Raw genomic sequence first — 24,869 nt, forward strand, 5'->3', positions numbered from 1 at the left:
CTCTCAAGGTACGCGGGTGCGACCCCGGGGACCGGGTGCTGCGGGGAATCATCCTGGCGGACATCAACCGGACGGGCTCCTGCCCTCTATTCGAGTTAAAGTGTTTTCTCTCTAAGAATGTATCTCCCTAGAAAGGAGGTGATCCAGCCGCACCTTCCGGTACGGCTACCTTGTTACGACTTCACCCCCCTCACCCTCCACACCTTCGGCGCCTCCCCCCTTGCGGTTGGGCCGGCGACTTCGGGTGCAGACGACTCGGGTGGTGTGACGGGCGGTGTGTACAAGGCCCGGGAACGCATTCACCGCGGCATGCTGATCCGCGATTACTAGCAACTCCGACTTCATGGGGGCGGGTTGCAGCCCCCAATCCGAACTGGGGCCGGCTTTCCGGGATCCGCTCCCCCTCGCGGGGTGGCATCCCTCTGTACCGGCCATTGTAGCACGTGTGCAGCCCAGGGCATAAGGGGCATGATGACTTGACGTCGTCCCCGCCCTCCTCCGCCTTGACGGCGGCGGTCCCGCGTGGGTTCCCGGCATCACCCGATGGCAACACGCGGCGGGGGTTGCGCTCGTTGCGGGACTTAACCCAACATCTCACGACACGAGCTGACGACAGCCATGCACCACCTGTATGGGCTCCTCTCGGCCACGGGGTCTCCCCCGCTTCACCCATATGTCAAGCCCTGGTAAGGTTCTTCGCGTTGCTTCGAATTAAGCCACATGCTCCGCTGCTTGTGCGGGCCCCCGTCAATTCCTTTGAGTTTTAGCCTTGCGGCCGTACTCCCCAGGCGGGACGCTTAATGCGTTGGCTGCGGCACGGGGGGATCGTCCCCCCACACCTAGCGTCCATCGTTTACGGCTGGGACTACCAGGGTATCTAATCCTGTTCGCTCCCCCAGCTTTCGCGCCTCAGCGTCGGTCTCGGCCCAGAGGGCCGCCTTCGCCACCGGTGTTCCACCCGATATCTGCGCATTCCACCGCTACACCGGGTGTTCCACCCTCCCCTACCGGACCCAAGCCGCGGAGGTTCCGGGGGCTTCGGGGGGTTGAGCCCCCCGCTTCGACCCCCGGCCTGCCGGGCCGCCTACGCGCGCTTTACGCCCAATGAATCCGGATAACGCTCGCCCCCTACGTATTACCGCGGCTGCTGGCACGTAGTTAGCCGGGGCTTCTTCTGCAGGTACAGTCTTGACTCTTCCCTGCTGAAAGCGGTTTACGACCCGAAGGCCTCCGTCCCGCACGCGGCGTCGCTGCGTCAGGGTTCCCCCCATTGCGCAAGATTCCCCACTGCTGCCTCCCGTAGGAGTCTGGGCCGTGTCTCAGTCCCAATCTGGCCGGTCGGTCTCTCAACCCGGCTACCCGTTGTCGGCACGGTGGGCCGTCACCCCGCCGTCTACCTGATGGGCCGCGGAGCCATCCCCTCCCGTCGGGGCTTTAGCCGGGGTGCCATGCGGCACCCCGGGGTATCCGGTATTACCCGTCCTTTCGGGCGGCTATCCCGGGGGAGGGGGCAGGTTCTCCACGTGTTACTCAGCCGTTCGCCACTCGCTTCTGCCCGAGGGCAGGTGCCGTTCGACTTGCATGTGTTAGGCGCGCCGCCAGCGTTCATCCTGAGCCAGGATCGAACTCTCCGTCCAAAATATTCTGGGCTTCGAGCCCGTCCGGTCCTCTCAGTCCATCGCTGATCGGTTCCGTTCGATTCATATGGTTCTGTATAGGAAAAGGAATTTCTCGGGGCCGCCTCTCGGCGGCCTTGCGAAAAACAAATCCAAGTTAGACCATTTCAAATGGTTCGATGTCTGCCCGGATGCGACACTGAATGTGTCCATCCTCGCAGTATCCGGTTCTCAAGGTGCACGCCTGGCGGCTGATCCGGTCCGACCGGACCGCGCGGCAAGGAGATATATTGCCAGACCCGAGGGGCGCCGGGGGCGGGAATCGCGCACTCCATATTTTGTTCACAAATAAATAGGCCCCTCAGTCGCATCACTGAGGTTAAAACTGAAGCATTGGCTTCTGATATTGGCGATGACCAGCTGGTTTATAGGTGTTAAGGCATCGGTCATCTCTGGAGCGCCACTTTACTCCAAAAGCATCAGCTATTTGTTTCCCGTCGGTAAAAGGCAGGTTTTGTTCGCCAAGCGTTCTTATATATAGAGAAGTTCGGGTTCGAACCCGTGGCGCGGCAACAAAAAAGCGACCAGCCGGAGCCGATCGCTTTCTATTCTATGCTGGATCATCCAGAGGGCGCTTCCGAACTCATTTTCTCGCTGCCATTCATGCTTTCGAAGCATCGTTCGACCTCCACAGCCTCATGTTTTGAGGATCTGCCGTGTTTATCACTGTTATTAATGAGTGTGTGGAAGTGATCCTCATACAGATACGTGCGATCCGCCAGAGAACTGAGAAGCATCTTTCTACAGCCCTCGTTGTCTATCCTCGTATCTCACAGGTCTTCCGGAAATTCACAAGCAGTCTTAGGGTCAATTTAGTTCTGCTTTCAGAGACTTGTTTGAGAGTTTTTAAAGACAGTTCAAAACAATAAGTGAGACACCATAAAGCAGAGCAAGATGAGCCGGATAGAAAATGTAGAAGAAATATTTGAGCTTCAGCCCTCGCTTGCCATTATAAAGATTGATAAGCAGCAACGAAACGACCGCGGCAGCAACATCAGGATTAAATATATTAGCTGTAGCAAACTCAAATCCGCCGCCAACTATATGGCATGACGAAAGGAGCACTGCGCATACTGCAGCAAAGAACATCTTGGCCTTGCTGTCGTGGAATAAATAGAATGCAGCCACAAGCAGAATGCCATACACACCGCCATCTAGTTTAGTGTATTCAGCTGCCAGTGCTGTCAAAACAATCAGAGCAGTTTCTGCGATGTACCTCTTCCATTTTGAAAGGCTTTGTATCTTTTCCAGAATTATCAAGAAGACCAAGCAAAGCAGGAGCTCACACATAACATTTTGTTGCCGAAGGTCAAATAGTTGCCCGGTTTGAACGAAATCGTATATGGGCTCCGCAATGATTGCGAAGACAAGCATATTTCGCAGGTACCTCTTTATGTCATGAGTATGCAAAAATCCCTCAACTATCAAAAAGCAAAATAAGGGAAATGCAATTCTGCCAAGAACATGAAGCACATCCGAAGCCTCGCTTAGAATCGCCCACTGTTCGTCTGATATCTGATTGTACGATGCGTGAGTCATGATTCCATTGGTCAGGACGATCCTGCTTACATGATCGAGAACCATCGAAATGGCCGCTATTATCTTTAATGTGCTGCCGCTAATTCCGTATCTATCTGTTTTCATTTCGTTTTCCTTTCTTTGGGTGGGCCGTCAGAGGTTCGGCCTGCTCTGCAGACGGCCGCTGCGGCGCTTCGCGCCTTGCGCGCTGCGCTGGCAAACGCTCACGCGTTTACTCAGCTCCGCGCCCTTTCGGGTTCGAACCCATGTCGCGGCAACAAAAAAGCGGCCGGCATCCGCCAGTCGCTTTTCTATTCTATGGTGGGCCGTCAGGGGTTCGAACCCTGGACCTTGGGATTAAAAGTCCCCTGCTCTGCCAGCTGAGCTAACGGCCCGCGGGTGGCATTGTACCACGGTCTGGGGCTATTCCCAACTCCATTGGCCGTTCTGGAAAATCACAACTTCACGTCCATCAGGCGTAATGCCCGTAATATCGATATCGTCCGTGCCGATCATAAAATCGACGTGCGTGCTCGAGACGTTAACGCCATGCTCCAGGAGCTCCTCCTTGGACATGTCATACCCACCCTCGATGCATTCGGGGAAACCGACACCCAGCGCGAGATGGCAGCTAGCGTTCTCATCATAGAGCGTGTCATAGAATAGAACGCCACTTTCACGGATCGGCGTGTTCTTGGAGATAAGCGCGACCTCACCCAGATGAGCGGCACCTTCATCGGTGTCAATAATGCTCGCAAGCGTCGCCTTACCCACGCGGGCATCGTAGTCCACTACGCGGCCCGCCTCGAACTTAATCCAAAAATCGTCAACCTTGTTACCGTGGTGAATGAGCGGCATAGCCGAATACACGATACCGTCGGCACGCATACGATCAGGCGAGGTGAAGACTTCCTCGGTGGGAATGTTGGGGAAGAAGGGGTGCCCATCGGGCGTCTTGCCCTTGCCGCCGGCCCACTCGTGACCTTTCGTCATGCCAATCGTCAGATCGGTTCCATTTGCCGAGGTGTAATGCAGGTAGTCGAAACGATTGTCGTTCAGGAAACGCAGGTTCTTTTCGAATGCGGCGTCATGGAGTTCCCAGTCGCTCTCCGGGTCCTGGCCATCGGCGCGAGCGGTATGCAGAATCGCATTCCACAGCTTATAGATTGCAACCTCATCGGCGTCTCCCGGGAACACCTCGCGCGCCCAGGCAACGACCGGCGCGCCGGCGATGCACCACGGGTTGATGTTGTAGTCCAGTCCGCGGCGGAAGACCTTGCACTGCGTGTTCCTTGCCTTAGAAGCTGCAGCAGGCTTAGCGGGATCGATGCCCTTAAGAGCGGCAGGGTCCGCACCCTCGATAAAGATAAAGCAGGCACCATCCTGGGCCAGTGAATCAAGCTGCAGGCGCTTCCACTCGGGCGTCTGCTCAAAATAGCTTTTCTCGACATGCTCGTACGTGAGCCTCGTCACGGCGTCATCGGCCCAAATAACCGTCACGTGACCGGCACCGGAGGCATAGGCCTCCGCGACCACCACGCGCGCAAACGGCGCGCACTCGACCGGAGACTGAACGACAACCTCCTGACCGGGCTTGACGTTTACGCCCTTGCGGACAACCAGGCGCGCATAGTTTTTAATCTTGGGCTCTAGGGCCTTCATGCCCTCCAGAGCCTCTTCGACCGTCAGGGCAGCTCGAATCATGTGCCACTCCATCTATCTATAGAACAGTAAAAAGGCGCGCCGCAAAAACGACGCGCCTTATATCTTAGCGATAAGTATGCATGCAAACGCTACTTCTTCTTGGAGTCCTTCTTGTCCTCCTCGGCAGCCGAGCGCTCGATAAGGGCGTTGAGCTTGTTCTCGGACATGCCCTCGGCCTGCGTGCGGTACATGTTGCGCAGGGGACGAATACGAACGAAGTCGTAGATGAAGTCACCCAAAATGACGACGTAGGACAAAACAATGCCGACCATCTGGACAGGGCTGGACACCATGCCAGCGGGAGCGAAGTACAGCGAAGCCCAAATGGCCACGACGAGCACCATGCCGATAGTGAGCACGGCCCACCAGATGCGGCGGCGCTTGGTGTAGTCCTCATCCTGCTTGAGAAGGATATTCGACACCGTGTAGATGCGATCCTCCTTGGCGCGCTGCTTAGCCTTGCGGGCGCGCTTCTCCTCTTTAGAGAGGCCCTCGAGGTTCTCGCCCTTCTCGAGCTCTTTGCGGCGTGCCTTAGACGAAGCCGGCACGACGCGGACAGAGCTCGCTGCCTGACGGGCGGGCTTGGCGGATGCAGCGGACTTGCGCGCAACCCCGGTAACCTCGTGGGATTGCGTGCGCTTGTTCGTGGCGCTACGGGTACTCACTTATGCGTTCTCCTTCATGCTTGTGAACTGGGAGCCCGTGATGATCTGGAAGGCCTCGCGATAGCGCTCGGACGTGCCATCGATGACCTCGGCGGGCAGATGCGGGGTCTCCCCCGTCATATCCCAGTTGGCTTTGAGCCAATTGCGGACGAATTGCTTGTCGTAGCTGGGCTGAATCTTGCCCTCCTCGTAGCTGGCGGCAGGCCAGAAACGGCTGGAGTCGGGCGTGAGGCACTCGTCGATCAGCGTAACCTTGCCATCGATGACACCGAACTCGAACTTGGTGTCGGCAATGATGATGCCACGGGTCGCTGCATACTCGGCGGCAGCCTTGTAGATCTTGAGGGAAAGGTCGCGAATCTGCGTGGCGATGTCCTCGCCCACGATCTCGCAGCAACGCTCGAACGAGATGTTCTCGTCGTGGTCACCGATCTCGGCCTTCGTGGACGGCGTGAACAGCGGCTCGGGAAGCTTGGAAGCCTCGGTCAGGCCCTCAGGCAGCTGGATGCCGCAGACGGTGCCGTTCTCGTCGTAGGTCTTCTTGCCCGAACCGGTCAGATAGCCGCGGACGATGCACTCGATAGGAATCGTCTGGGCCTTCTTAACCAGCATGGCGCGGCCGGCGAGGTAGTCACGATACTCAGCAAACTCCTCGGGGAAATCCGCCGGGTCGATGGAAACGAGGTGGTTGGGAACGATGCCGGCAAACTTATCGAACCAGAATGCCGAGATGCGGTTGAGCACCTCTCCCTTAAACGGAATCTCGTCGGGAAGAATGAAGTCGAACGCAGAAATGCGGTCGGTGGCGACCATCAGCAGGTTTTCACCGGCATCGTAGATATCACGAACCTTGCCACGGGAATCCGGACGACGCTCCATCGTTGTCACGTGAGTCACTCCTTACCAAAATACGACAGTAATGCGGGTTCTTTCCCGCACGTTTTCGCAAACTCGGAGCGGCAGGGACGAAACCCCTCCTTCACCGAATAGCGAAAAGCTAGTGCTCCATTGTAGTAGATGCCGCGTCCGCCGTGTGCTCGCGAGGCAGATGAATCGTAAAAGTCGTACCCTTTCCAAGCTCCGACTCCACGGATATGTAGCCGTGATGGCGCTCGACGATCTGTTTAGTCACGGCGAGGCCCACGCCCAGACCGCCCGCCTCACGGGCACGGCTGGCATCGGCGCGCCAAAAACGGCCGAAGATGCGCGACAAGTCATCCTTGGCAATACCGATGCCGGTATCAGAAACGGCAATGCTGACGTGTTTGCGGTCACTGAGCACCGACACCACGACCCAACCGCCCTCGGGGGTGTAGCGCATGGCGTTGCTCATGAGATTGATGACGCATTGTGTGATCATGTCGGGATCGGCTTCGACGACATCGTCGTGACCTTGGGTCTCGTCAGCAAAGCGCAAGCGCAGATCGCGGTCGACAAACAGGCGCTCCTGGGCATTGACGATGGAACGCACGAAAGGAACCATGTCCACCGGCTCAAGGTTGAGCGGAGCCGTGCTGTTTTCCATGCGCGACAGGTCGAGCATCTGCTGCACCAGACGAGCCAGGCGACGCGTCTCGGAAGCAACAGTCTCCAAGTGCTCATCGTCGGTAGGATATACGCCATCCTGCATGGCCTCGACCGTTGCGAGCATGGCCATAAGCGGAGTACGAAGTTCGTGAGCCACGTCCGAGGTCAAACGTTTCTCGTGTTTCATATCCTTCTCGAGCGAAGTGGCCATCTCATCGAACGTCTCGCCCAGTTGATCGATCTCGTCATCGCCGCGCAAGCCCGTACGAGCAGACAGATCGCCATCGCGAATTTGCTTGGCCGTGCTGGTAATACGATGAATCGGCTTGGTGAGCATGCGCGACACGAGCGATCCGATAACGACCGAAATGCAGATTGCAACAACCGCGGCGAGGGCCATGGCGTTAAAGGTCTTCTCCCTAAATGCAGAATCCGCCTTGGTGAGCAAGGCATCGGAGCCGATGGCCCATAGCTTTACCTGTCCGACATGCTCGCCCGAAGACGTTATGATTTCGACGTTGGCAACGCTATCGGAGTCGGTTGGAGCAGACGAGACCGGGCTATGCGATGCTTTTTTACCGCTCGAGCTGCTCGACGCCGATTCGCTCTCGCGCACATCGGCGGTCGCGCTTGCCGAAGGCCATGAGTCGTCATAGACGACAACGCCCTTCTTGTTGACGACCTGCATACTCAGGTCGTCGGATACCAAACTCGATGTCGCGACCGTGCGCAGCTCGCCCGCAGTCCAGTTGCCGTTTTCCTCATACGACGTCGCAAGCTTTTCGGCTGCGGAATTGGCGATCTCGACGATATTGGAGCGCGTGTAATCCGAAAAGACCGTGCCCCACACAACAGAGACCACGCCCACCAGCACCAATACCGTCATGAGCGATGTCAGAGCAAAAGCAAGTGCCATGCGCGAGGGATAGCTCATCGTTGGCCGTGAATCGGAACGAGGCGTGTTCCAACTAGCCTTGGAACCCGCCTCGCTCTCCTGCTTGTGCTTTTGTCCGATTTCAAAGCGCGCAGGTGTCATATGTGATTTCCTTTATTTCTCGTCCGACTTATCGGTCTTGGTCGGAGCCTCGAAGCGGTAGCCGACACCGTGAACGGTGTAGAGCCACTTGGGCTTCTTGGGGTCGTCGCCCAGCTTGGCGCGAAGGTTCTTCACGTGGCTATCGATGGTGCGCTCATAGCCCTCAAAGTCGTAGCCGAGCACCTTCTCGACCAGCTCCATGCGGTTGTAGACGCGACCGGGGTGACGGGCAAGCGTGGTGAGCAGCTTAAACTCGGAAGCCGTCAGGTCGACTTCCTTGCCCTCGACCAAAATCTTGTGGCCCGAGATATCGATGACCAGATCGCCGAAGTCGAGTACCTCGACGGCGGGCTCGTCGGCCTGATGGGCACGGCGGAACAGAGCGCGAACGCGGGCGACGAGCTCGCGCGGCGAGAACGGCTTGATCAGATAGTCGTCGGCGCCGAGCTCAAGACCGATAATACGATCCTCGATCTCACCCTTGGCGGTAAGCATGATAATGGGCACATCCGAGGTATCGCGGATAGTGCGGCAAACGCGCTCACCGGGGATCTTGGGGAGCATAAGATCGAGCACAACCAGGTCGAACTGGTGCTTCTCGAACTCCTCGATCGCGGACTGGCCGTCGCCGACGCCCACAACCCAGTAGCCTTCGCGCTCGAGATAGGCAGCGACGGCGTCACGGATTGCCTTCTCATCCTCGACCAGCAGAATCTTTTTTGCATCTGAAGCCATAACACGGCCCCCCTGTCTCAATTAGCTAAGAACAAGCCCATTTTAACGCACCTGAGCCCGCCGGATGCCGCTATGACGCGGCAGCTCGGCGGGCGGTACTCACAATTACAACGCGTTTATTCCCCTGTTGGCGCCTTTTTAACCCCTCTAAGCTTAAAGAGAGAATAGGCGTGCAGTGACCGTCTCTGGTATACCCTGGCTGTTGCGCACCGTGGCGTACGTAAGGAATGAGTCCGATTTTCCCGCCGTAGCTGGATAATCGCCATACTCCAAAGCGCGGTCGGGCGACAGCAGCGAGCCATAGGTCTTGGCGGAGGTGTCGATCAGGAAATGCGATGCCTGCACCTTAACAAGGTATTTATTCTTCTTGCCAGCCGCACATGCGAGCGGCTCGCGTGACAGGAAGAGGTACGGCCCTCCCTCATTACCGATATACGTGCCCATGTTGCCCAAGCTGCCCACGCCACTATAGGTCGCCTCGATAGAAAACACGAAGGTATCGCCCATATATACGGCCTCGAAAGGCGAGACTGACGAGGGAAGGACTAGCTGGGCACGTTTGGTGTTGTTGCCGTCGGTCAGATCGATTGCCGTTATGCCGTAGTAGACGCCCTCGTCGTTGCGGACACGCGGCGAGATGGTCAAAATGCCGTCGCTCGCACGCGGGGCCGATGCAAAGCGGCCCGTCGATTTCCAAATTGTCTCGGCCTTGGATTCATCAAGCGAGCGACGATAGCAAAACGAATCACTACTCGTTTTATTGCCGCCTGCCGAAGGCATTTTATACCAGATGACTGATGACGCGAACGCCGTAAACAGTGGCGGATCATAGTCCTTGCCACCCCGATCGAGCTCAACCACGTCGCCAGAGAGCGAAGCGCCCGACAGATTTTGAGCGTAGAGCTTCCACGATGAATTGGCAAAGTTCATCTCAACCCACGCAAACACGCCATCGCCGGCGCGGACATCGTAAAACGAATACCTCGCACCTTCGATAGGATCCTCGATGAGCGTCGTGAGCGAGCCGTCGCCCAAGTTGAGCACGCCAAGCGTGTTGGCATGCAGCGCAGACGCCGGGGCCATCATCGCCGCGGCGTAATCGCCGTCGCAGTAGTACAGCAGCGTACCCAAAGGCAATGTCCATGTCGCCATGGGCTCAAGATCGATATCGACGGCCTCATACTCATCCGTAATCGAGACAATCTTTGAGTCGTCTTTGATAACCTGTGGCTCGCCAGCGGCGTCGTCGCTGGTACCCGTTTTCTTTGAGCATCCGGCAAGCACCGTGGCAGCGCCCGCGGCAGCCCCTCCGAGCACAAAGCCGCGGCGCGATATTCCGTTCTTGATCTGGTCGGCGATACTCATTAGGCGATCTCGGCGCGAGCGGCCTCGATAGCGCGCGTGAGCTGATCGGCGCAAGAAGTCTTCTTCATACCGCAGGTGTTACCAGCGAGAACCTCGATGACGCGATCGGCAGGAGCACCCTCGACCAGCTTAGAGATAGCCTTGAGATTGCCGTTGCAGCCACCGGTAAACTCGACGCCCACCACCTTGTTGCCGTCATCGGACAGGTCAAGGTGGATATTGCGAGTGCATACGCCCTGAGGCTTGTAATCAAAACTAATCATTGCGTTCCCCTCTCGTAAAGCAATTTCAGACGTCTATTATCCCCGTCCGAACCGATAAAGTATCGCGGGCACCGATTCAACATTCCCCAATGCGCAAACCGGCGGTAGCAATACTAGCAATCTGCTTCCCGAGCGTGGACTTTTCGTTTCTCTTGATACATGTTGTGGTCAGCGATGTGGTAAATCTCGGTCAGTGTATAACCGGGTGCCTCTGCCGTCGCGACGCCAAACGACGCACTGACTGTCAGCACCTCATCGCTCGCAGCAGCAAGGCTGAGGCGAAGATCTTGCACTACTTCACATGCGGATTCGCGATCGGTGTGAGGGCAAATCAGCAAGAACTCGTCGCCACCAATGCGCATAGGCACAAATTTCTCGCCTGCCGCCCGCCTCAATACAGACGCCGTACGCCGTAGCAGCTCATCGCCCATTTCGTGACCGTAGAGATCGTTGGTACGCTTGAGGAAATTGCAGTCCATCATGATCACACTCACGGGCAGGGACTCGTTCACCAGGTCATCGCCAAGGGACTCAAGGTAATTTCTATTGCGAAGTCCCGTCAGCTTATCCTGGAAAGAAAGCTCCTCGGCGCGCTTTGTCATCGAGATGTTATGCGTCGCCACGACGACCGACTCCAGTCGACCCTGCTCATCGCGGCGCTGTGGAACAACCTGCAGCGAATACCACGTACCTCGGCAGTCTCGTACCTCGGCATCCAAGTACGGCACGCCCTCCATACGATCCCGAAGCGTCTTTATATCTAAGAGCTCCATGACCGCCTCACGACTTTCGGGACTCACAATGTCTCGGCAAACCGTTGCAAAAAAGTCATATGCCTCGGAGTGCTCGGCAAATATCTTCGCCACCGATGGCGACATGTTAATCCCCTCGATCTCAAGCGTGTCGAGATGCAACAGGAGGGTCGACTCATACGTGGTACTGATGGCATTGATGATGCCGAGCTGCTTGTCCTTTTCGGCCAAATTGCGACGATCGGCGACGATACGCACCAACAGCACTACAACCAAAAACACCAGGAACGCCAGTACGCCGGCAGTGATAAATGAAATCCTGCCCGACATGACCTCAGATTTGGGATAGAGCGCAAACAGGCGATAGTCCTTATACGCCGCACGCACGGCATACCAGGTACTTCCCCGATATTCGACACGTGATAAGCCTTCGTCTTTCCAATCAATTCCGCTATCGGCAAGAAGCCGGGCGAGAGCCATATCGACGGTCGAATCGTTTGAAGAAACGATTTGTGCATCGCGCATCACGAACACCGTTGGGCTCTGATGGAATGTGTTGTTCACGAGCACGTCGGCGATCGTATACGAATAATCATCGGCGGGCTCGGGCGCAAGCGATCGATACCCCAGCGCTACGCCATCACCGTACGGAACAACACTCACGGCAAAGTCGACATCTCGACGCTCTACGACCGTCGAGTAGGACACCTTGGAGCCTCGGTACATCGATGCGACCGACGAACAGGCAAGCTCCTCTCGCCATAGCATCAGCGGATCGCGACCGTCGATATCGTAATGAGCGGCCATATGACCGTCGGCGTCCATGACCAACATTCCCGAAAGGTGCTCGGTATGGACGTACTCCTCGACGAGGTCATCGTTGACTTCAACGTGATCAGGTGGCAAGAACGTCGCAAACGACTCGAGCGCGGCATCCAAATTGTGCGTCGCCTCGGTTTTTCTTCCCTGTTCATATCGGTCATATTTTTCGCAGGCGTTTTTTAAAAACACCATGGTTTCCTGGCCAAACCCAAGCGTTTTATCGAAACAGCGATGCGTGCCGACCACATACAGCAGACCCAACAAAACAGCGCTGGCCACAACGCAGATAGCCGCGGTGACTAATGCCTTTCGGCGTAAGCGGCGCTCATCATTTGTCATGATTCCGCTCCTTGCCCGTCCGTCGTCGCCCCCGCCTTGTACTTGCCCACAATGCGCTCAGTCGTGCCATCTCGATCCATCTCGAACAGCACGGTATTGAGGTTTTTGACGTACTCCCCCTCATAGCCGTCCTTAAACGCAACGCCCAGGTCAACCGTCATAACATTGTCGGCGAACACACGATAAACACCGGGATACTGCGCGACGAGCCGGTCGAGCGATTGGACGTCCGCCATCCAACAGTCAACATACCCCTTGACGAGGGCGGCTTTGCAGAGTTCGGCGGAGCCATATGATTTGATATGCACGTCCGACGAGATTTCCAGATCGCCTGCAAGCAATCGGCGTTCACTCACCGAACCCGCAATCACCGCAACGGTCTTGCTTCCATCGAGAGACGCCAAACCCTTGATACCACTCGTTTTCTTGGCGGCAACCGAGACTGTCACGCTCAGATACGGCTCAGTCCAGCAATAATCGTCTTCGCGATAACAGGGCGAATAGTCGCACCACAGACAATCGATATCGCCGTTTTTAAGCAGGCGATCGCGGTCATTCCAAGATATGTCGATGAATTGCGGCCTGAGCCCCGCACGTTTGCAAGCCTCGCGTGCGATATCGATATCGATACCAGCGTAGTCGCCCGTGGTATCGATATACACATAGGGATCGTTATCCGTAACGCCAATTTTGAGTACCGGGAGGTCCTTGTCAGCTTCATTCGGGGAGGGAGCGCTGTTTCGAACGGTATACGTCAGGACGACCGCACAGACGGCAGCAAGAAGTATGAGCACGGACGAGACGATAGCGCCTCGTTTGATACGTCTGGGCACACGGCTCTTTTCATCGAAACAGCAGATAAGGTTCATTTTATTACCAGGGGGCCAGTGCGGCAGTGAAAAAAGCGCCTTGCCCAAAACGGGCAAGGCGCCAATGGCTGAAATGCATCCGCAGGCGGTCGAATTAGGTCAACCCTACTCGAAGCTCAGCTGCTCCCGAATGCACCCCCGACCGCTGCCTCGTTCAGGCCGTTGGCGCCGACCGCGTATCTGGCGGTTTCCGACGCGCCGCACTGCACGCGACACACGGGCTGAAGTCTTTAACGTAAAAGCCCCGTAGGTAAAACGAGTTACCAACGGGGCTTGGACTGAAAGGTCGCGCTTAAACGAGAGGGGCGCCCTAGCGCTCGAGACGTTTGCGCATAAGCGCGAAGGCAATCAGCGAAGCGCCGGCAACGGCCATAATAAAGGCGACAGCAAGGGCCTGGTCGCCCGTGTTGGCGAGCGTACCCTTAGTAGTCTTAGCAGACTTTTTGGTTACCTTGGTCGTCGTCTGCTGACCGGGCTGGGACGGCGTCGCGGGCCGCGCGGGCTGAGTCGGCTCCCCCTTGGCCTCCTCGCCCGTCACCACGTACGTCGAGAAGTGGCTCGTGCGGAAGCAGAGGTAGTCGCCCTCGGTCCACGTATCCATAGCCTGAGTGGAACCACCCTCGGCAACGTAGAGCACCTTGAGATTGGTGAGCGCCTTCATGGCAGCAGTCATCTTGACACGGACGATGAAGGACATGCCTTCGTAGTCCTCGATAACCTCGCCGTCCTTGAGAAGCTTGATATCGAGCTTATCGGCAACCTTGGTACTCCCCTGCTCAAGGCCGGAAATTGTAGCATTGGCGGCGTCGGTAAGATTTTTCGGTTCCTCGACCACAAGAGAGATGCTGTTGTTCTGGGCAATGCCGGCAGCGGCATTGTTCTCGGCGCTTACGCTAACGTCCGTTCCGTCGCTACCTGCAACGCCCGCAATGGTCCTCGCCGCCACAGTAACGGTACAGGTCATTGTTTTGTCACCACAGGTAGCGGTGATCGTGGCGGTACCGGCCTTAAGCGGCGTCACGACGCCGTCTTTGACCGTAGCGATCGACGAGTCGCTGGAGGTCCAGCTCACCGTTGTATCGTCTGCATCTGCAGGAGTCACCGTTGCGGAGAGCTTTGCGGAGGCGTCGCCTACGGTAAAGGAAAGGTTCGTCTTGTTGAGCTCAACCTTCTGGGCGGGATTGGTCACGGTCACCGAAACGGTCTGGGAGAGCGACCCTGCAGTGATGGCGAATGAACCGGAACCAGTCTTGAGGGCAGTGACGGTGTAGGAGCCATCGCCGTTGTCGACGACCTTAAACGCCTTCGAAGCGCCCGTGTCATCCAGAGCAAGCTTGGTATCGTCGACCTCACCTGCTAGGGCTCCGGCAAGAGAGGCTTTTACGGTACCTTCTTCACTCTTCGCAAGGTTGAGGGAGGACTGATCGACTGTAAGACTCGTTGCGGGATTAGAGACGGTCACCGCGCAATCCTGAGAATAGGTGCCATCTTCGGTCGAAGCAGTGATGGTTGCGGCGCCCTTGGAAACAGACGTCACTTTGCCGGTTTGATCGACCGTAGCGACGCTCTCGTTACTGGACTTCCAGACAACCGTCTGGTCAGCCTCCGCGGGAACGACCGTTGCCTTAAGCTGCTCGGTTGCAGCGCCCACAAGCGCGACCTTCTGCTTATCGAGTGTGATACCCGTTGCAGGTTGAATAACCGTCACCTTGCACGTGGCGCTATACTCGCCGTCCTCAGTGGTAACGGTGATCGTGGTAGCGCCGGCCTTGACCGGGGTCACGACGCCGTCCGCAACCGTAGCGACCTCCGGGTCGCTCGAAGACCAGGACATATTCTTATTCGTTGCATTGTTGGGCTCAACCGTTGCGGTCAACGTCGAGGGCTCACCGCCCACAGCAAGCTTAAGATTCGACGCGCTGAGGCTGACACCCGAGACCTTTACGACCGGAGTGGTTACCGTAATTGTATCCGTGGTTGCAGAGACCCCATCAACCGTTGCCGTGATCGTGGCATCACCGTCACCGACAGCAGTAACAAGACCGTTAGCGTCAACGGTAAGGACGCTCTCGTTGGAAGAGGACCAAACAACCTGGCTGGCCTTATCATCAGGGGAGACCTTTGCCTTCAGCTGCTGGGTCGCACCTTTGTCCATAGAGGTGGTATAGCCATCCGCAATGGAAACCGTCGTTTTTGCAGTTTCTTCACCGGATCCCACAACGTGAACCACCAGCGTGTCGCAGAGGAGGCCCCCATTATCTGGGTCACCGAGATAGACATCAACCGTTGCGGTGCCACGCCCAACCGCAGATACCACATAGCCCGCGCTGGCTTGATCCAGTGCGCCCTGGGTAACCCGTGCAACATTCTCATCGCTTGACTTAAAGCAATAGTAGTCGAGATGGGGATAATCTTTTAGGAAGTTGATCGCATCAGCGCTCATCACGGTACCATGATAATCTCGCCGCGCACAATCGAGGACACGAGAACCCTCATAGGATGGGTTGTAATCGGTAGACAGTGTTATCTCTTTTGACTCAAGGAACTTAATTGAAGGTTTTTCGGCAGGGAGCGCGACCACCCTGATAGTACCGGTATGCTCCTGCCCGAACGGATCAGTAGCGACAATCGTCGCAACGCCCACCTTTTTGGCCCAAACGATCCCGTATTCGTCAATTGAAATTACGCCGTCGCCATCTTTGATTGTGTACTTGAACTCTCGCGAAGAATAGATCTCTCGGCAAGCCTGTCCGACGGGATTCAGTTGAATACTAATCAGATCGGCCGCCCCAACCCAAGCATGGGAGCCGACAGCCATAGTGCCGCTCAAGTTTTCCTCTACATAAGCAGGATTCTGCTTATGCCACGAAACGTCGCAAAGTTTTTTCGTCTGGAGATCACCCTGGAAATAGTTCAGTCTTACCTCTACTTCATTTCCATCTTTTCCACAAGGTGCTATGCGGATCGGTGCCTTCTTTTGGTAGCCGTCCTTGTCATAAGACACAGCTCCATTCAAGCTCACCGAAGTAATGAATTTTGAGCCTGACCAGTCATTTCTAGTGCTATCAATATCAAATACCGTCGGCTCCTCGCTAGGGCGCTCAAAGGCAAACAAGATATAGCCCGAAGCATCACCGCAGTGCGCCTCGCCACAAACCGAGCAGTTATCCGTGTAATAGATTGCTGCACTCGAAGACGATGTTTCGTTAGAACCACTTATGTATTTAACAGCCGTCACCGGATTGAGTTTTTCGGCCAAGCTAATCTCAAGATACCCTTCGGTGCTGTAGTCACCGTAATTAAACGTGACGGTAATCCTCAGCTTTCCATCGCCGACGGTCTTAGGATTCAATACATAAGACCACTGACCAGAATCACTATAAGACAGAGAGATATTGTCTCGGTCATCATCGGAAACCGTGACCTTATAGTTCTTCTTATCTTGAGCAGCAGAACCCAGCTGTTCCCAAGGGACATTTCCTTGCAGCCAGAAGTCCAAACTTCCCGACAGTCTCTGCCCAACGGCTACTGAGCCGTTTTCGAAAAGACTATGCTGATTGCTATAGACGTAAACGTTCCCACTCTGCACCTCAGACGCCACAGCCGTCGAAGGCGACGCCATATCTGCAATTGACGCAGCAGCTAAAGCCAAGCAGAACGCAGCGGCTATCCTCCAAAATCCTTTTCTCATTCCCCTAAGTCCAATCTCTCGTGAAAATGTAGTATTCTCCCACACATTAAAATTGACTTAAGGATACCCCCCCCCGACTGAGACTGGCAAGCTAGTGTTTGTCGGAAGAGTCAAATTATCGGCAAGCGACATTTCCGCATTAAAAATCGCCCGTTTTAATGTAGCTTTTCCAAGCACTCTCACGCAAAAGCCCCGTCGGCAAAACGAGTTACCAACGGGGCTTGAGCCGGAAATCCACACTTCAATTGGAGGCAAAAGCAAACTGATCGGTTTGACTAGGCCCCAAATCAATCAGTTAGAACTCGAGCTGCTCCAGACGATCGAAGACCGTGTCGATGCGGGTGAGGAAGTCCCACGGATCAAAGATCTCGTCGAGCTTCTCCTGGCTGACGGTGCAGCGCGGATCAGCCTCGAGACGCTCCTTAAAGGTGGGACCGGAGACGCAATCCTGCACCTCGTGCCAGGTAGCCATGGCGTTTTCCTGCACGATCGCATAGGCATCTTCGCGGGTGATGCCCGTATCGACGAGGGCCAGCAGGACCTTGGAGGAGAAGATGAGACCGCGAGTCTTGTTGAGGTTGGCCATCATGCGAGCCGGATACAGCTGCAGGCCGTCGATAACGCGGATGAGGCACTGGAACATGTGGTCGAGTGCGATGAAGCTATCGGCCTGGGCGACGCGCTCGGCAGAGGAGTGCGAAATGTCGCGCTCATGCCACAGGGCAACGTTGTCGAAAGCGACCTGGGCGTTGGACTTCACGATACGCGACAGGCCGCAGACCTTCTCCATGGTGATCGGGTTGCGCTTGTGCGGCATGGCGGAGCTGCCCTTTTGACCCTTACGGAACGGCTCCTCGGCCTCGAGCGTATCGGTCTTCTGCAGATTGCGAACCTCGGTAGCGATGCGCTCGCAGGTGGCCGCCGTGGTGGCGAGGACACCGGCGAGGTAGGCGTGATGGTCGCGGGAAATGACCTGCGTGGACAGCGGATCGTGAACCAGACCCAGGTGCTCGCAGACATATTCCTCGACAAACGGCTCGATGGAGCTGTACGTGCCGACAGCACCCGAGATGGCGCCGAAGGCAACATTCTTGCGGGCGTCCTCAAGACGGTCCAAATCGCGCTTGAGCTCCCAGGCCCAAGAGCCAAACTTCATGCCAAAGGTCATCGGCTCGGCGTGGATACCATGGGTACGGCCGGCGCAGAGCGTCTTGCGCTCCTCGAAGGCGCGACGCTTGCAAATCTCGCCGAGCTTCTTGACGTCCTCGATGATAAGGTCACAGGCCTGGGTGAGCTGGTAGCACAGAGCCGTATCGCCCAGGTCGGAGCTGGTCATGCCATAGTGAACCCAGCGGCTGGGCTTGGGGTCGCCCTCGGGAACATCGGCGTCGATGTACTCCTTCATGTTGGTCAGGAAGGCGATAACGTCGTGGCGCGTGACTTCCTCGATCTCATCGACCTTTGCCTTCTCAAAGTTGGCATGGTCGCGGATCCACTGGGCTTCGTCTTTAGAAATGCCGATCTTGCCGAGCTCCGCCTGGGCCTCGCAGGCCAGGACCTCGATCTCCTGCCAAATGGCGTACTTGTTCTCGAGGGAGAAGATGTGTCCCATCTCCGGGCGGGTATAGCGATCGATCATAGCGGCTCCTTTTTGGCTATTGGCACGTTGGTCGTAACCCAACCATTGTACCGTGCGCAGGTGCAAGTATGGGCAGCAGGCATGAACCTGACATTTTGGAATTGGAGCGGGCAGAAAATGGGCTGCGGTGTCACCGCAGCAAGCGGCCATAGTTCCGTGAACTAATGTAATTTCATTCGCTATCTGCGAAGCTACATGCAAAATTACATTAGAAGGAGACGTACTGTTTGCCGTTTCCCCTGGCAGCTGCCCTGCAAGGTCAATGGAAAGCGCAAACATTGTATGTATTGAAATACATGAGCTCACAGCTGGTCTACAGTCTTATATGCGACTGACTAATGTAACGAGAGATATAATTACATTAGTTGCGGATTAAATTACATTATATGGAGTGCCATGATACGAAAAACGAATGAGATGCCCGCCCTGCTCCTGCGTATCATTGCCGACGTCGAGACCGAGGTCGTCGAATACAAGGCAGCAAAGCAGAACTATGATTTCGAGGACATTGGCAAGTATTTCTCCGCCCTCAGCAATGAGGCCAATTTGCGCAAGGCAGAGTGCGGATGGCTTTTCTTCGGCATTTCAGACAACCGTCAGATAAAGGGAACTGCTTACCGCAAAGAATCCCAAACGCCAAGCGTCGGCCTGCGACGTCTAAAACACGAGATCGCCCAATACACAAATAACGGCATGACTTTCGAAGAGATTTACGAGTTTGAGGTTGATGGCAAGAGAGTCATTGCTTTCCAGATACCGGCTGGCAGCTTCGCAACGCCAACGACTTGGCACGGAATCCCCTGGTCACGTGAGAATGAATCCCTCGTAGAGATGCCCAAGTTCAAACTCGACGCCATCTACGGGCAGAGTCGACCCGACTGGTCGCGTCAGATTGCCTACGAGGCAAACCTCGATGACCTTGATCCAGAGGCAGTTAGCTTTGCATGCTCCAAATTCGTCGAAAAGTTCGGAGAAAGCCAGCCCGCCGTTCGTAACCTCGATGAAGAATCCATCCTCAGCAAAATGGCGCTTGTAATCCACGGCCACGTGAGCAATGCGGCGCTCGTTCTTCTGGGCAAACCGGAGTCGAGTGTCTTTCTGGGTGGCATCGAGCCACGCATTACTTGGACACTCTACGCAAGTGACGGCTCCACTATGGCCTATGAACATTTTGAACCGCCGTTCATTCTGCAGGTCGATCGTGTTCTGGGAAAGATAAGAAACGAAAAATACCGGTTCTTCGACCGTGAAGAGACACTGTTCCCCACCGAAGCGCATCGCTACAGCCCCGAAGTCATCCGAGAGCTTCTTCACAACGCCATAGCTCACCAAGATTTTAGAATGTCGGGAAAAATTAACGTTCTTGAATATGAGGACAGGCTTGTATTCAAGAACGAGGGCGCTTTTATCCCCGGGACGATAGAGAATGCGCTCGCGAGCGGTTACAAGCCGCCGTACTATCGTAACCCTCTGCTTTCAAGTGCCATGAACAAGACGGGCATGATGGACCGCAACGCCATAGGCATTCGCAACGTCTTCGATATTCAGCGTAACCGCCTGCTACCAATGCCCACCTACGATCTATCTGAGGTTGGACGCGTTGCCGTGACACTGTACGGTACGGTACTCAACGAGGACTATTCTCGACTTCTCGCAAGCAATCGAAATCTTGATTTGGCGACAGTGTTGCTGTTAGACCTCGTTCAAAAGGGACTACCCGTCACAAAGGAACAGTCACGCCTGCTTCACGAACAGGGCCTTGTTAGAGGTCGTTACCCCAAGCTGACGGTCTCAGCCGAGGTGGCAGCGGCCACCGGTGCCCACAGCGAGTATGTGCGAAACAAAGGCGTAGACAACAGTGTCTTCAAGGAACTGATTTTGGAACTCCTGCGCGTGCGCCCATGTTCAAGAGCAGAGATTATCGCAGGGCTGGATCATGCCTTGCCGGCAGACCTTACGGCAAAGCAAAAAGGCGACCATGTAAGCTATCTGCTCCAAAGCCTACGGAAAGCTGGTCGCATCACCAACGCTGGAAGCACTTCGGCTGCTGAGTGGCACATAGTCGAGTGATATGGCTCGCGATTTCGATTCTGCCAAACAAGTACATTCCAAGCCAAGTGCGCAACTAGCCCAGAATGTGCCTGACTGCCAGTCGTGATAGGACACATCCTTCGTCGCCTAGCATCGCACAGCGTCAGGCAACAGCGCATATGGTTGATCCAACTGAAGTCGACACCCAATCGGGCATTGCAACCTTGAGAGACGACAGTCTCATACAACAGAAATAGCTCCCTGCCACTCCATGCATGAGCGGCAGGGAGCGCTCATGGCGGACCATTTCTCAAGTTCCACCTTCCTCAACCGTAAAAACGTTCAACGTCTTAGAGGCCGTTTTTACGGTTGTTGGCTTCTTTTTCTTTAATTAAAAATCATCCTTTACCTGCTGATTCGCGATATTTCGCTTGTCTATATCTAGGTATAGACCTATAATAATTCCTATTATGACTAAGCCATGTCCTTGGGAGGTGTCATGCCGTCAGAAGCTCAAAAGCGGGCCGATCGTAAGTACAAGCACGACAAGACCCAGCAGTTCTGTCTGCGGTTCTATCCCGCCGAAGAGGAGATCTGGTCATTCCTCTCTGCGCAGGAGAACAAACAGGGGTTTCTTAAAGATTTGATTAGCCGCGAGATGGGCGGCGCATCGGACGGCCCCGCGCACGTTGGCAGCAGCACCAAGGTTGGAAGGACGGAATCGTAATGTCGCAAGTGAGCAAGGCTTCGATCATCCAGCCGGAGACCATACTGGACTTCATCGACGGTGTGACGCAGCGCAGGGACACCCCCGAGGAGCGAGTGCGCCAGGAAATCCTAAAGTCCCTCGTGCGTGAGTACGGTTACAAGAAGGAGCAAATCGGGGTCGAGGAGTCGATCAAGTTCGGCAGCAACCGAAAAGCGGTCGACGTCGCCATCTGGGAGCCGGGAAAAGCGCACACCCAAGAGAACATCTACATCATCGTCGAGTGTAAAGACCCCAAGACCAAGGCAAAGGGCAAAAAAGACGGCGTGGACCAGATGCATTCCTATGCGTCTGCCTGCATGAATTCTACCTACGGCATGTGGACCAACGGCGACGAGCTGCTCACCTTCCGTTACGTGGTGGACGATGCTGGCAAGCGCGGCCCCGAAGCTGTGCCCGACCTGCCGCATGCCGGCGGCGAGGTACCCGACGACGCGCCGCGCTTCGACCAACTGCGCCCCGCCGCCAGCGACTCACTGCTGTACTCGTTCCGCCGCTGCCACAACTACATCGCCGGAAACCAAGGCATCCAAAAGGCCGAGGCATTTCTTGAACTGCTCAAAATCATATTCTGCAAAATTCAGGACGAGCGCGACTCCGAGACGCCGACGTTCTACATCACGCCGACCGAACGCCAGGGCGCCGCGGGTAAGAAGAAGTGCCGCAAGCGCATCGAGGCACTTTTTGGAAGCGTCAAGCAGTCGTACGAGACAATCTTCAAGGCCGATGAGCACATCGCGCTAACCGACGACGTGCTTGCCTACATCGTGGCGCAGCTGCAAATGTATTCCCTGCTCGAGAGCGACGTGGACGTTAAGGGCCACGCGTACGAGACAATCGTGGGTTCCAACCTGCGCGGCGACAAAGGTCAATTCTTCACACCACGCAACATGTGTCACATGATGGTGCGGATGGTCGACCCATCCGAAAACGACGTCATCCTCGACCCCGCCATGGGCACCTGCGGGTTTTTGGTCACGGCCATGAACTATGTGCTCGAGAAAATCGGCAACTCCGTCGACGCGAGCGGACGCAGCAAGACCGCCAAGCAAGAGGCGCTGATCGCGCGCAAACGCGAGTTCCTGTCCAAGCACATCGTGGGCATCGATTTTGATCCCATCTTGGTACGCGCTTCCAAGATGAACATGGTCATGAACAACGACGGTACAGGGCAGCTGTTCCACGCAAACTCGCTCGAGCCGTTCTCGGGCTTTGAGCCCAAGCTGCAGAAGGCGCTGCGCCTGGACGCCGCCGACGTCGCGGCAAATAAGGCACTGCAGCCGGGGCACGGCGTTACGGCGATTATGACCAACCCGCCTTTTGGCTCCAAGATTCCCATCGAAGACCCAGCGATTCTGGAATCCTTCGACCTTGGACACACCTGGTCGTGGTCCGAGGAGGATGCCGAGTGGAGGATGGAACCTAAGCTCTTCTCATCCCAGCCGCCCGAGATCCTCTTCATCGAGCGATGCGTGCGCCTGCTTGAGCCCGGCGTGGGCGTAGCAGCGCTCGTCATTCCCAATGGCATCCTGGGCAATCCGGGTCTGGGCTACGTGCGCCAGTGGATTTTGCGCCATGCACAGATCCTGGGCTCGGTGGACATGCACCCGGACGCCTTCCAGCCCAACGTGGGCGTGCAGACATCTGTCCTTGTGCTGCGGCGCTGGGACAGCGAGGAAGAGGCGTACTGCAAGGACGGCACCTTCCAGGATTACAAGATGTTCATGGCCATCTGCGACCACGTGGGGCACGACAAGCGCGGACAGACCACCTACGTGCGCGACGACGACGGCTACCCAATCGTGCGGGAGCAGACCACCGCGGTGACAGGCAAGGTGGGATCCGAGGAGGAGAGCGGTCACACTTCAACGGAGCGTGTGGTGGATGACGAGACGATGGCAATAGCCGATGCCTTCCTTGAATGGAGGCGCGACCAATGACGAACGCACCTTTGGTGAAGAGCATCCGGCTTTCCACCGTGCTGGGCGGCGACGTGCGGCTCGAAGCCTCGACCTACCTGCGCGACGGGTATGGCTTCGTGAGCCTCGCCAACCAGTGCGACAACCATAAGAGGCTTGGCGACCTTGCCGACATCTGGCAGCCGAACAGACTGACGGGGTACACCGTGCCGGAAGGCAAGGGGTTGCCCTTCTTTACCGCCGGCCAGGTGTTCGAGGACTTCCCCCGTGTGAGAAAGTGGCTCGCAGCGCCCTTCGTGCCCCAGGCTGATTCTAGATACGTCAAGCAGGATTGGCTGCTACTTTCGTGCTCGGGCGTGGTAGGCAACGTTACCGCCGTGTACCCACATCACGTGAACAAGGTCATCACGCACGACCTGCTGCGTATCGAGCCGAAGGACCAGGCCGAGTACGGCTGGCTCTACGCGTACATGAAGACGGACTTCTTCAAACAGATCGCGCGGGCGGCCCAGTACGGCCACATGATCAAGCATATCGAGGTGGCCCACGCCAACGGGTTTCCGGTCATCATGCCCGATGCGGCCACGCGCAAAGCCATCGGCGACAAAGCCACCGAGGCAGTACGCCTGCGCGGTGAAGCATGGAGGCTGCGGGACGAGGCGTTTAAGCTGCTGGAGAAGGAGGTCGGTATTGCTTGTGAGGCAGAAAGTCCTGCAGGAACATGCGTGGTGAGTTTATCCAAAGTTATTGACAACAGATCGCGCCTTGATGCTGACAGTTATGCCGGCTCCATAAGCGCCGTAGACTCATTGGTTGACGTAATGGAGTATGCGCCACTTGCTGAACTTGTAGAGGACGTCGAAGAGCTTCCTCGCTTCAAGCGGTTTTATGGCGATTCCAACGTTCCCTTTGTGGGTGTGTCCGAGATCTTTGACGTTAACACTCAACCGACAAAATTTGTTTACGCCAAGCTCATTAACAACTGGGAGCGTTACATCCTAAAGCCGGGAACTCTCGTCATGGCATGTTCTGGTCAAAAGTACGGCATCCTAGGACGAGCTCTTTTGCTCACGGAGAATCATGAGGGAATGTTTGGCAGCAACCATCTGCTGAGAATCTATCCCGACGTTACAAAGATTCGAACTGGCTACCTGCTCGCTTTTCTGAACAGTCCCACCGTTGGCAGGCCGTCGGTCGTACGTTGCGCATACGGAACCTCGGTGCCTCAACTTAGCCCTGTCGATATCAAAAAAATTCGCGTCCCTCGCCTCGGCGCGGACGCTGAATCCGCCATCGCCGACCTTATGGACAGGAGCGTGAGCACCTCGGCCAAGGCTGACCGGCTTGAAAACGAGGCTACCAAGCTGGCGCAGGAGCAGATCGATATCGCCATCGAGAAGGTTGTCTCCAACACCTAGTGAGGCGACCTTTTAACCGCCGTTAAGCCCATAGCCTCAACGCAAACAGAATGCAAACGTACCGTAGTGAGTTGGTTAACGGCATAGCGTGAGAATTCACACTTGCTCATTTGTTTAACGCTCGCACCCTGTCG

16 protein-coding genes, 1 tRNA gene and 1 rRNA gene are annotated in these 24,869 nt (G+C 56.1%); 4 read left to right on the plus strand and 14 right to left on the minus strand.

Annotated features, from left to right (window positions below):
• Positions 1–131: 131 nt before the first annotated feature.
• From DXB86_RS00720 to purB, 14 genes are all read right to left on the minus strand, one after another.
• Positions 132–1,637: ribosomal RNA gene (locus DXB86_RS00720) — 16S ribosomal RNA — on the minus strand.
• Between the two features lie 885 nt (positions 1,638–2,522).
• Positions 2,523–3,320, minus strand: coding sequence for a TraX family protein (locus DXB86_RS00725; RefSeq protein WP_117563997.1), 798 nt, complete (start codon positions 3,318–3,320; stop codon positions 2,523–2,525).
• 193 nt (positions 3,321–3,513) lie between these two features.
• Positions 3,514–3,589: transfer RNA gene (locus DXB86_RS00730), tRNA-Lys, on the minus strand.
• Positions 3,590–3,617: 28 nt separating this feature from the next.
• Complete coding sequence (locus DXB86_RS00735; RefSeq protein WP_117634755.1) at positions 3,618–4,898, minus strand: aminopeptidase; 1,281 nt, start codon at positions 4,896–4,898, stop codon at positions 3,618–3,620.
• Positions 4,899–4,987: 89 nt separating this feature from the next.
• Positions 4,988–5,563 (minus strand): hypothetical protein, encoded by a 576-nt coding sequence (locus DXB86_RS00740; protein ID WP_055251296.1) that lies wholly within the window; start codon positions 5,561–5,563, stop codon positions 4,988–4,990.
• A complete protein-coding gene (locus tag DXB86_RS00745) occupies positions 5,564–6,442 on the minus strand; it encodes a phosphoribosylaminoimidazolesuccinocarboxamide synthase (RefSeq protein WP_117563999.1) in 879 nt (292 codons plus the stop codon).
• A 118-nt stretch (positions 6,443–6,560) separates the two neighbouring features.
• Complete coding sequence (locus tag DXB86_RS00750) at positions 6,561–8,126, minus strand: cell wall metabolism sensor histidine kinase WalK (protein WP_117564000.1); 1,566 nt, start codon at positions 8,124–8,126, stop codon at positions 6,561–6,563.
• Between the two features lie 12 nt (positions 8,127–8,138).
• Entirely contained in the window at positions 8,139–8,861 is a 723-nt protein-coding gene (locus tag DXB86_RS00755; RefSeq protein ID WP_117735814.1) for a response regulator transcription factor, read from the minus strand.
• Between the two features lie 153 nt (positions 8,862–9,014).
• The gene (locus DXB86_RS00760; protein ID WP_117735815.1) at positions 9,015–10,226 is read right to left on the minus strand and encodes a twin-arginine translocation signal domain-containing protein; all 1,212 of its coding nucleotides are present in this window, start codon (positions 10,224–10,226) and stop codon (positions 9,015–9,017) included.
• Positions 10,226–10,489 (minus strand): TIGR03905 family TSCPD domain-containing protein, encoded by a 264-nt coding sequence (locus DXB86_RS00765; RefSeq protein WP_117735816.1) that lies wholly within the window; start codon positions 10,487–10,489, stop codon positions 10,226–10,228. Before DXB86_RS00765 ends, DXB86_RS00760 begins: the two co-directional genes overlap by 1 nt.
• Positions 10,490–10,602: 113 nt before the next feature.
• On the minus strand, positions 10,603–12,402 hold the full coding sequence (locus tag DXB86_RS00770) for a diguanylate cyclase (RefSeq protein ID WP_117735817.1): 1,800 nt from the start codon (positions 12,400–12,402) through the stop codon (positions 10,603–10,605).
• The gene (locus DXB86_RS00775; RefSeq protein WP_158555246.1) at positions 12,399–13,235 is read right to left on the minus strand and encodes an ABC transporter substrate-binding protein; all 837 of its coding nucleotides are present in this window, start codon (positions 13,233–13,235) and stop codon (positions 12,399–12,401) included. Before DXB86_RS00775 ends, DXB86_RS00770 begins: the two co-directional genes overlap by 4 nt.
• A gap of 346 nt (positions 13,236–13,581) precedes the next feature.
• On the minus strand, positions 13,582–15,426 hold the full coding sequence (locus DXB86_RS09940; protein WP_158555247.1) for an Ig-like domain-containing protein: 1,845 nt from the start codon (positions 15,424–15,426) through the stop codon (positions 13,582–13,584).
• A gap of 1,831 nt (positions 15,427–17,257) precedes the next feature.
• Positions 17,258–18,601: an adenylosuccinate lyase gene (gene purB / locus DXB86_RS00785; protein ID WP_117735820.1), complete on the minus strand. Its 1,344-nt coding sequence runs from the start codon at positions 18,599–18,601 to the stop codon at positions 17,258–17,260.
• A 396-nt stretch (positions 18,602–18,997) separates the two neighbouring features.
• Here purB and DXB86_RS00790 point away from each other — a divergent pair, with 396 nt between their 5' ends.
• From DXB86_RS00790 to DXB86_RS00805, 4 genes are all read left to right on the plus strand, one after another.
• Positions 18,998–20,671, plus strand: coding sequence for an RNA-binding domain-containing protein (locus DXB86_RS00790; protein ID WP_117735821.1), 1,674 nt, complete (start codon positions 18,998–19,000; stop codon positions 20,669–20,671).
• Between the two features lie 460 nt (positions 20,672–21,131).
• On the plus strand, positions 21,132–21,359 hold the full coding sequence (locus DXB86_RS00795) for a hypothetical protein (protein WP_117735822.1): 228 nt from the start codon (positions 21,132–21,134) through the stop codon (positions 21,357–21,359).
• A complete protein-coding gene (locus DXB86_RS00800) occupies positions 21,359–23,338 on the plus strand; it encodes an N-6 DNA methylase (RefSeq protein WP_117735823.1) in 1,980 nt (659 codons plus the stop codon). The genes DXB86_RS00795 and DXB86_RS00800 overlap by 1 nt, the downstream gene beginning before the upstream one ends.
• A complete protein-coding gene (locus DXB86_RS00805) occupies positions 23,335–24,735 on the plus strand; it encodes a hypothetical protein (RefSeq protein WP_117735824.1) in 1,401 nt (466 codons plus the stop codon). Before DXB86_RS00800 ends, DXB86_RS00805 begins: the two co-directional genes overlap by 4 nt.
• The last annotated feature ends 134 nt before the right edge of the window (positions 24,736–24,869 follow it).

The organism is Collinsella sp. OM06-18AC (assembly GCF_003438785.1).
In the GTDB taxonomy this organism is placed as follows: Bacteria; Actinomycetota; Coriobacteriia; order Coriobacteriales; family Coriobacteriaceae; genus Collinsella.

What these genes read in the sequence shown, in the direction of transcription:
- DXB86_RS00725 (WP_117563997.1), bottom strand. Translation starts at nt 3,320, where the DNA reads ATGAAAACAGATAGATACGGAATTAGCGGCAGCACATTAAAGATAATA.
- DXB86_RS00735 (WP_117634755.1), bottom strand. Translation starts at nt 4,898, where the DNA reads ATGATTCGAGCTGCCCTGACGGTCGAAGAGGCTCTGGAGGGCATGAAG.
- DXB86_RS00745 (WP_117563999.1), bottom strand. Translation starts at nt 6,442, where the DNA reads ATGGAGCGTCGTCCGGATTCCCGTGGCAAGGTTCGTGATATCTACGAT.
- DXB86_RS00750 (WP_117564000.1), bottom strand. Translation starts at nt 8,126, where the DNA reads ATGACACCTGCGCGCTTTGAAATCGGACAAAAGCACAAGCAGGAGAGC.
- DXB86_RS00755 (WP_117735814.1), bottom strand. Translation starts at nt 8,861, where the DNA reads ATGGCTTCAGATGCAAAAAAGATTCTGCTGGTCGAGGATGAGAAGGCA.
- DXB86_RS00760 (WP_117735815.1), bottom strand. Translation starts at nt 10,226, where the DNA reads ATGAGTATCGCCGACCAGATCAAGAACGGAATATCGCGCCGCGGCTTT.
- DXB86_RS00765 (WP_117735816.1), bottom strand. Translation starts at nt 10,489, where the DNA reads ATGATTAGTTTTGATTACAAGCCTCAGGGCGTATGCACTCGCAATATC.
- DXB86_RS00770 (WP_117735817.1), bottom strand. Translation starts at nt 12,402, where the DNA reads ATGACAAATGATGAGCGCCGCTTACGCCGAAAGGCATTAGTCACCGCG.
- DXB86_RS09940 (WP_158555247.1), bottom strand. Translation starts at nt 15,426, where the DNA reads ATGGACAAAGGTGCGACCCAGCAGCTGAAGGCAAAGGTCTCCCCTGAT.
- purB (WP_117735820.1), bottom strand. Translation starts at nt 18,601, where the DNA reads ATGATCGATCGCTATACCCGCCCGGAGATGGGACACATCTTCTCCCTC.
- DXB86_RS00790 (WP_117735821.1), top strand. Translation starts at nt 18,998, where the DNA reads ATGATACGAAAAACGAATGAGATGCCCGCCCTGCTCCTGCGTATCATT.
- DXB86_RS00795 (WP_117735822.1), top strand. Translation starts at nt 21,132, where the DNA reads ATGCCGTCAGAAGCTCAAAAGCGGGCCGATCGTAAGTACAAGCACGAC.
- DXB86_RS00800 (WP_117735823.1), top strand. Translation starts at nt 21,359, where the DNA reads ATGTCGCAAGTGAGCAAGGCTTCGATCATCCAGCCGGAGACCATACTG.
- DXB86_RS00805 (WP_117735824.1), top strand. Translation starts at nt 23,335, where the DNA reads ATGACGAACGCACCTTTGGTGAAGAGCATCCGGCTTTCCACCGTGCTG.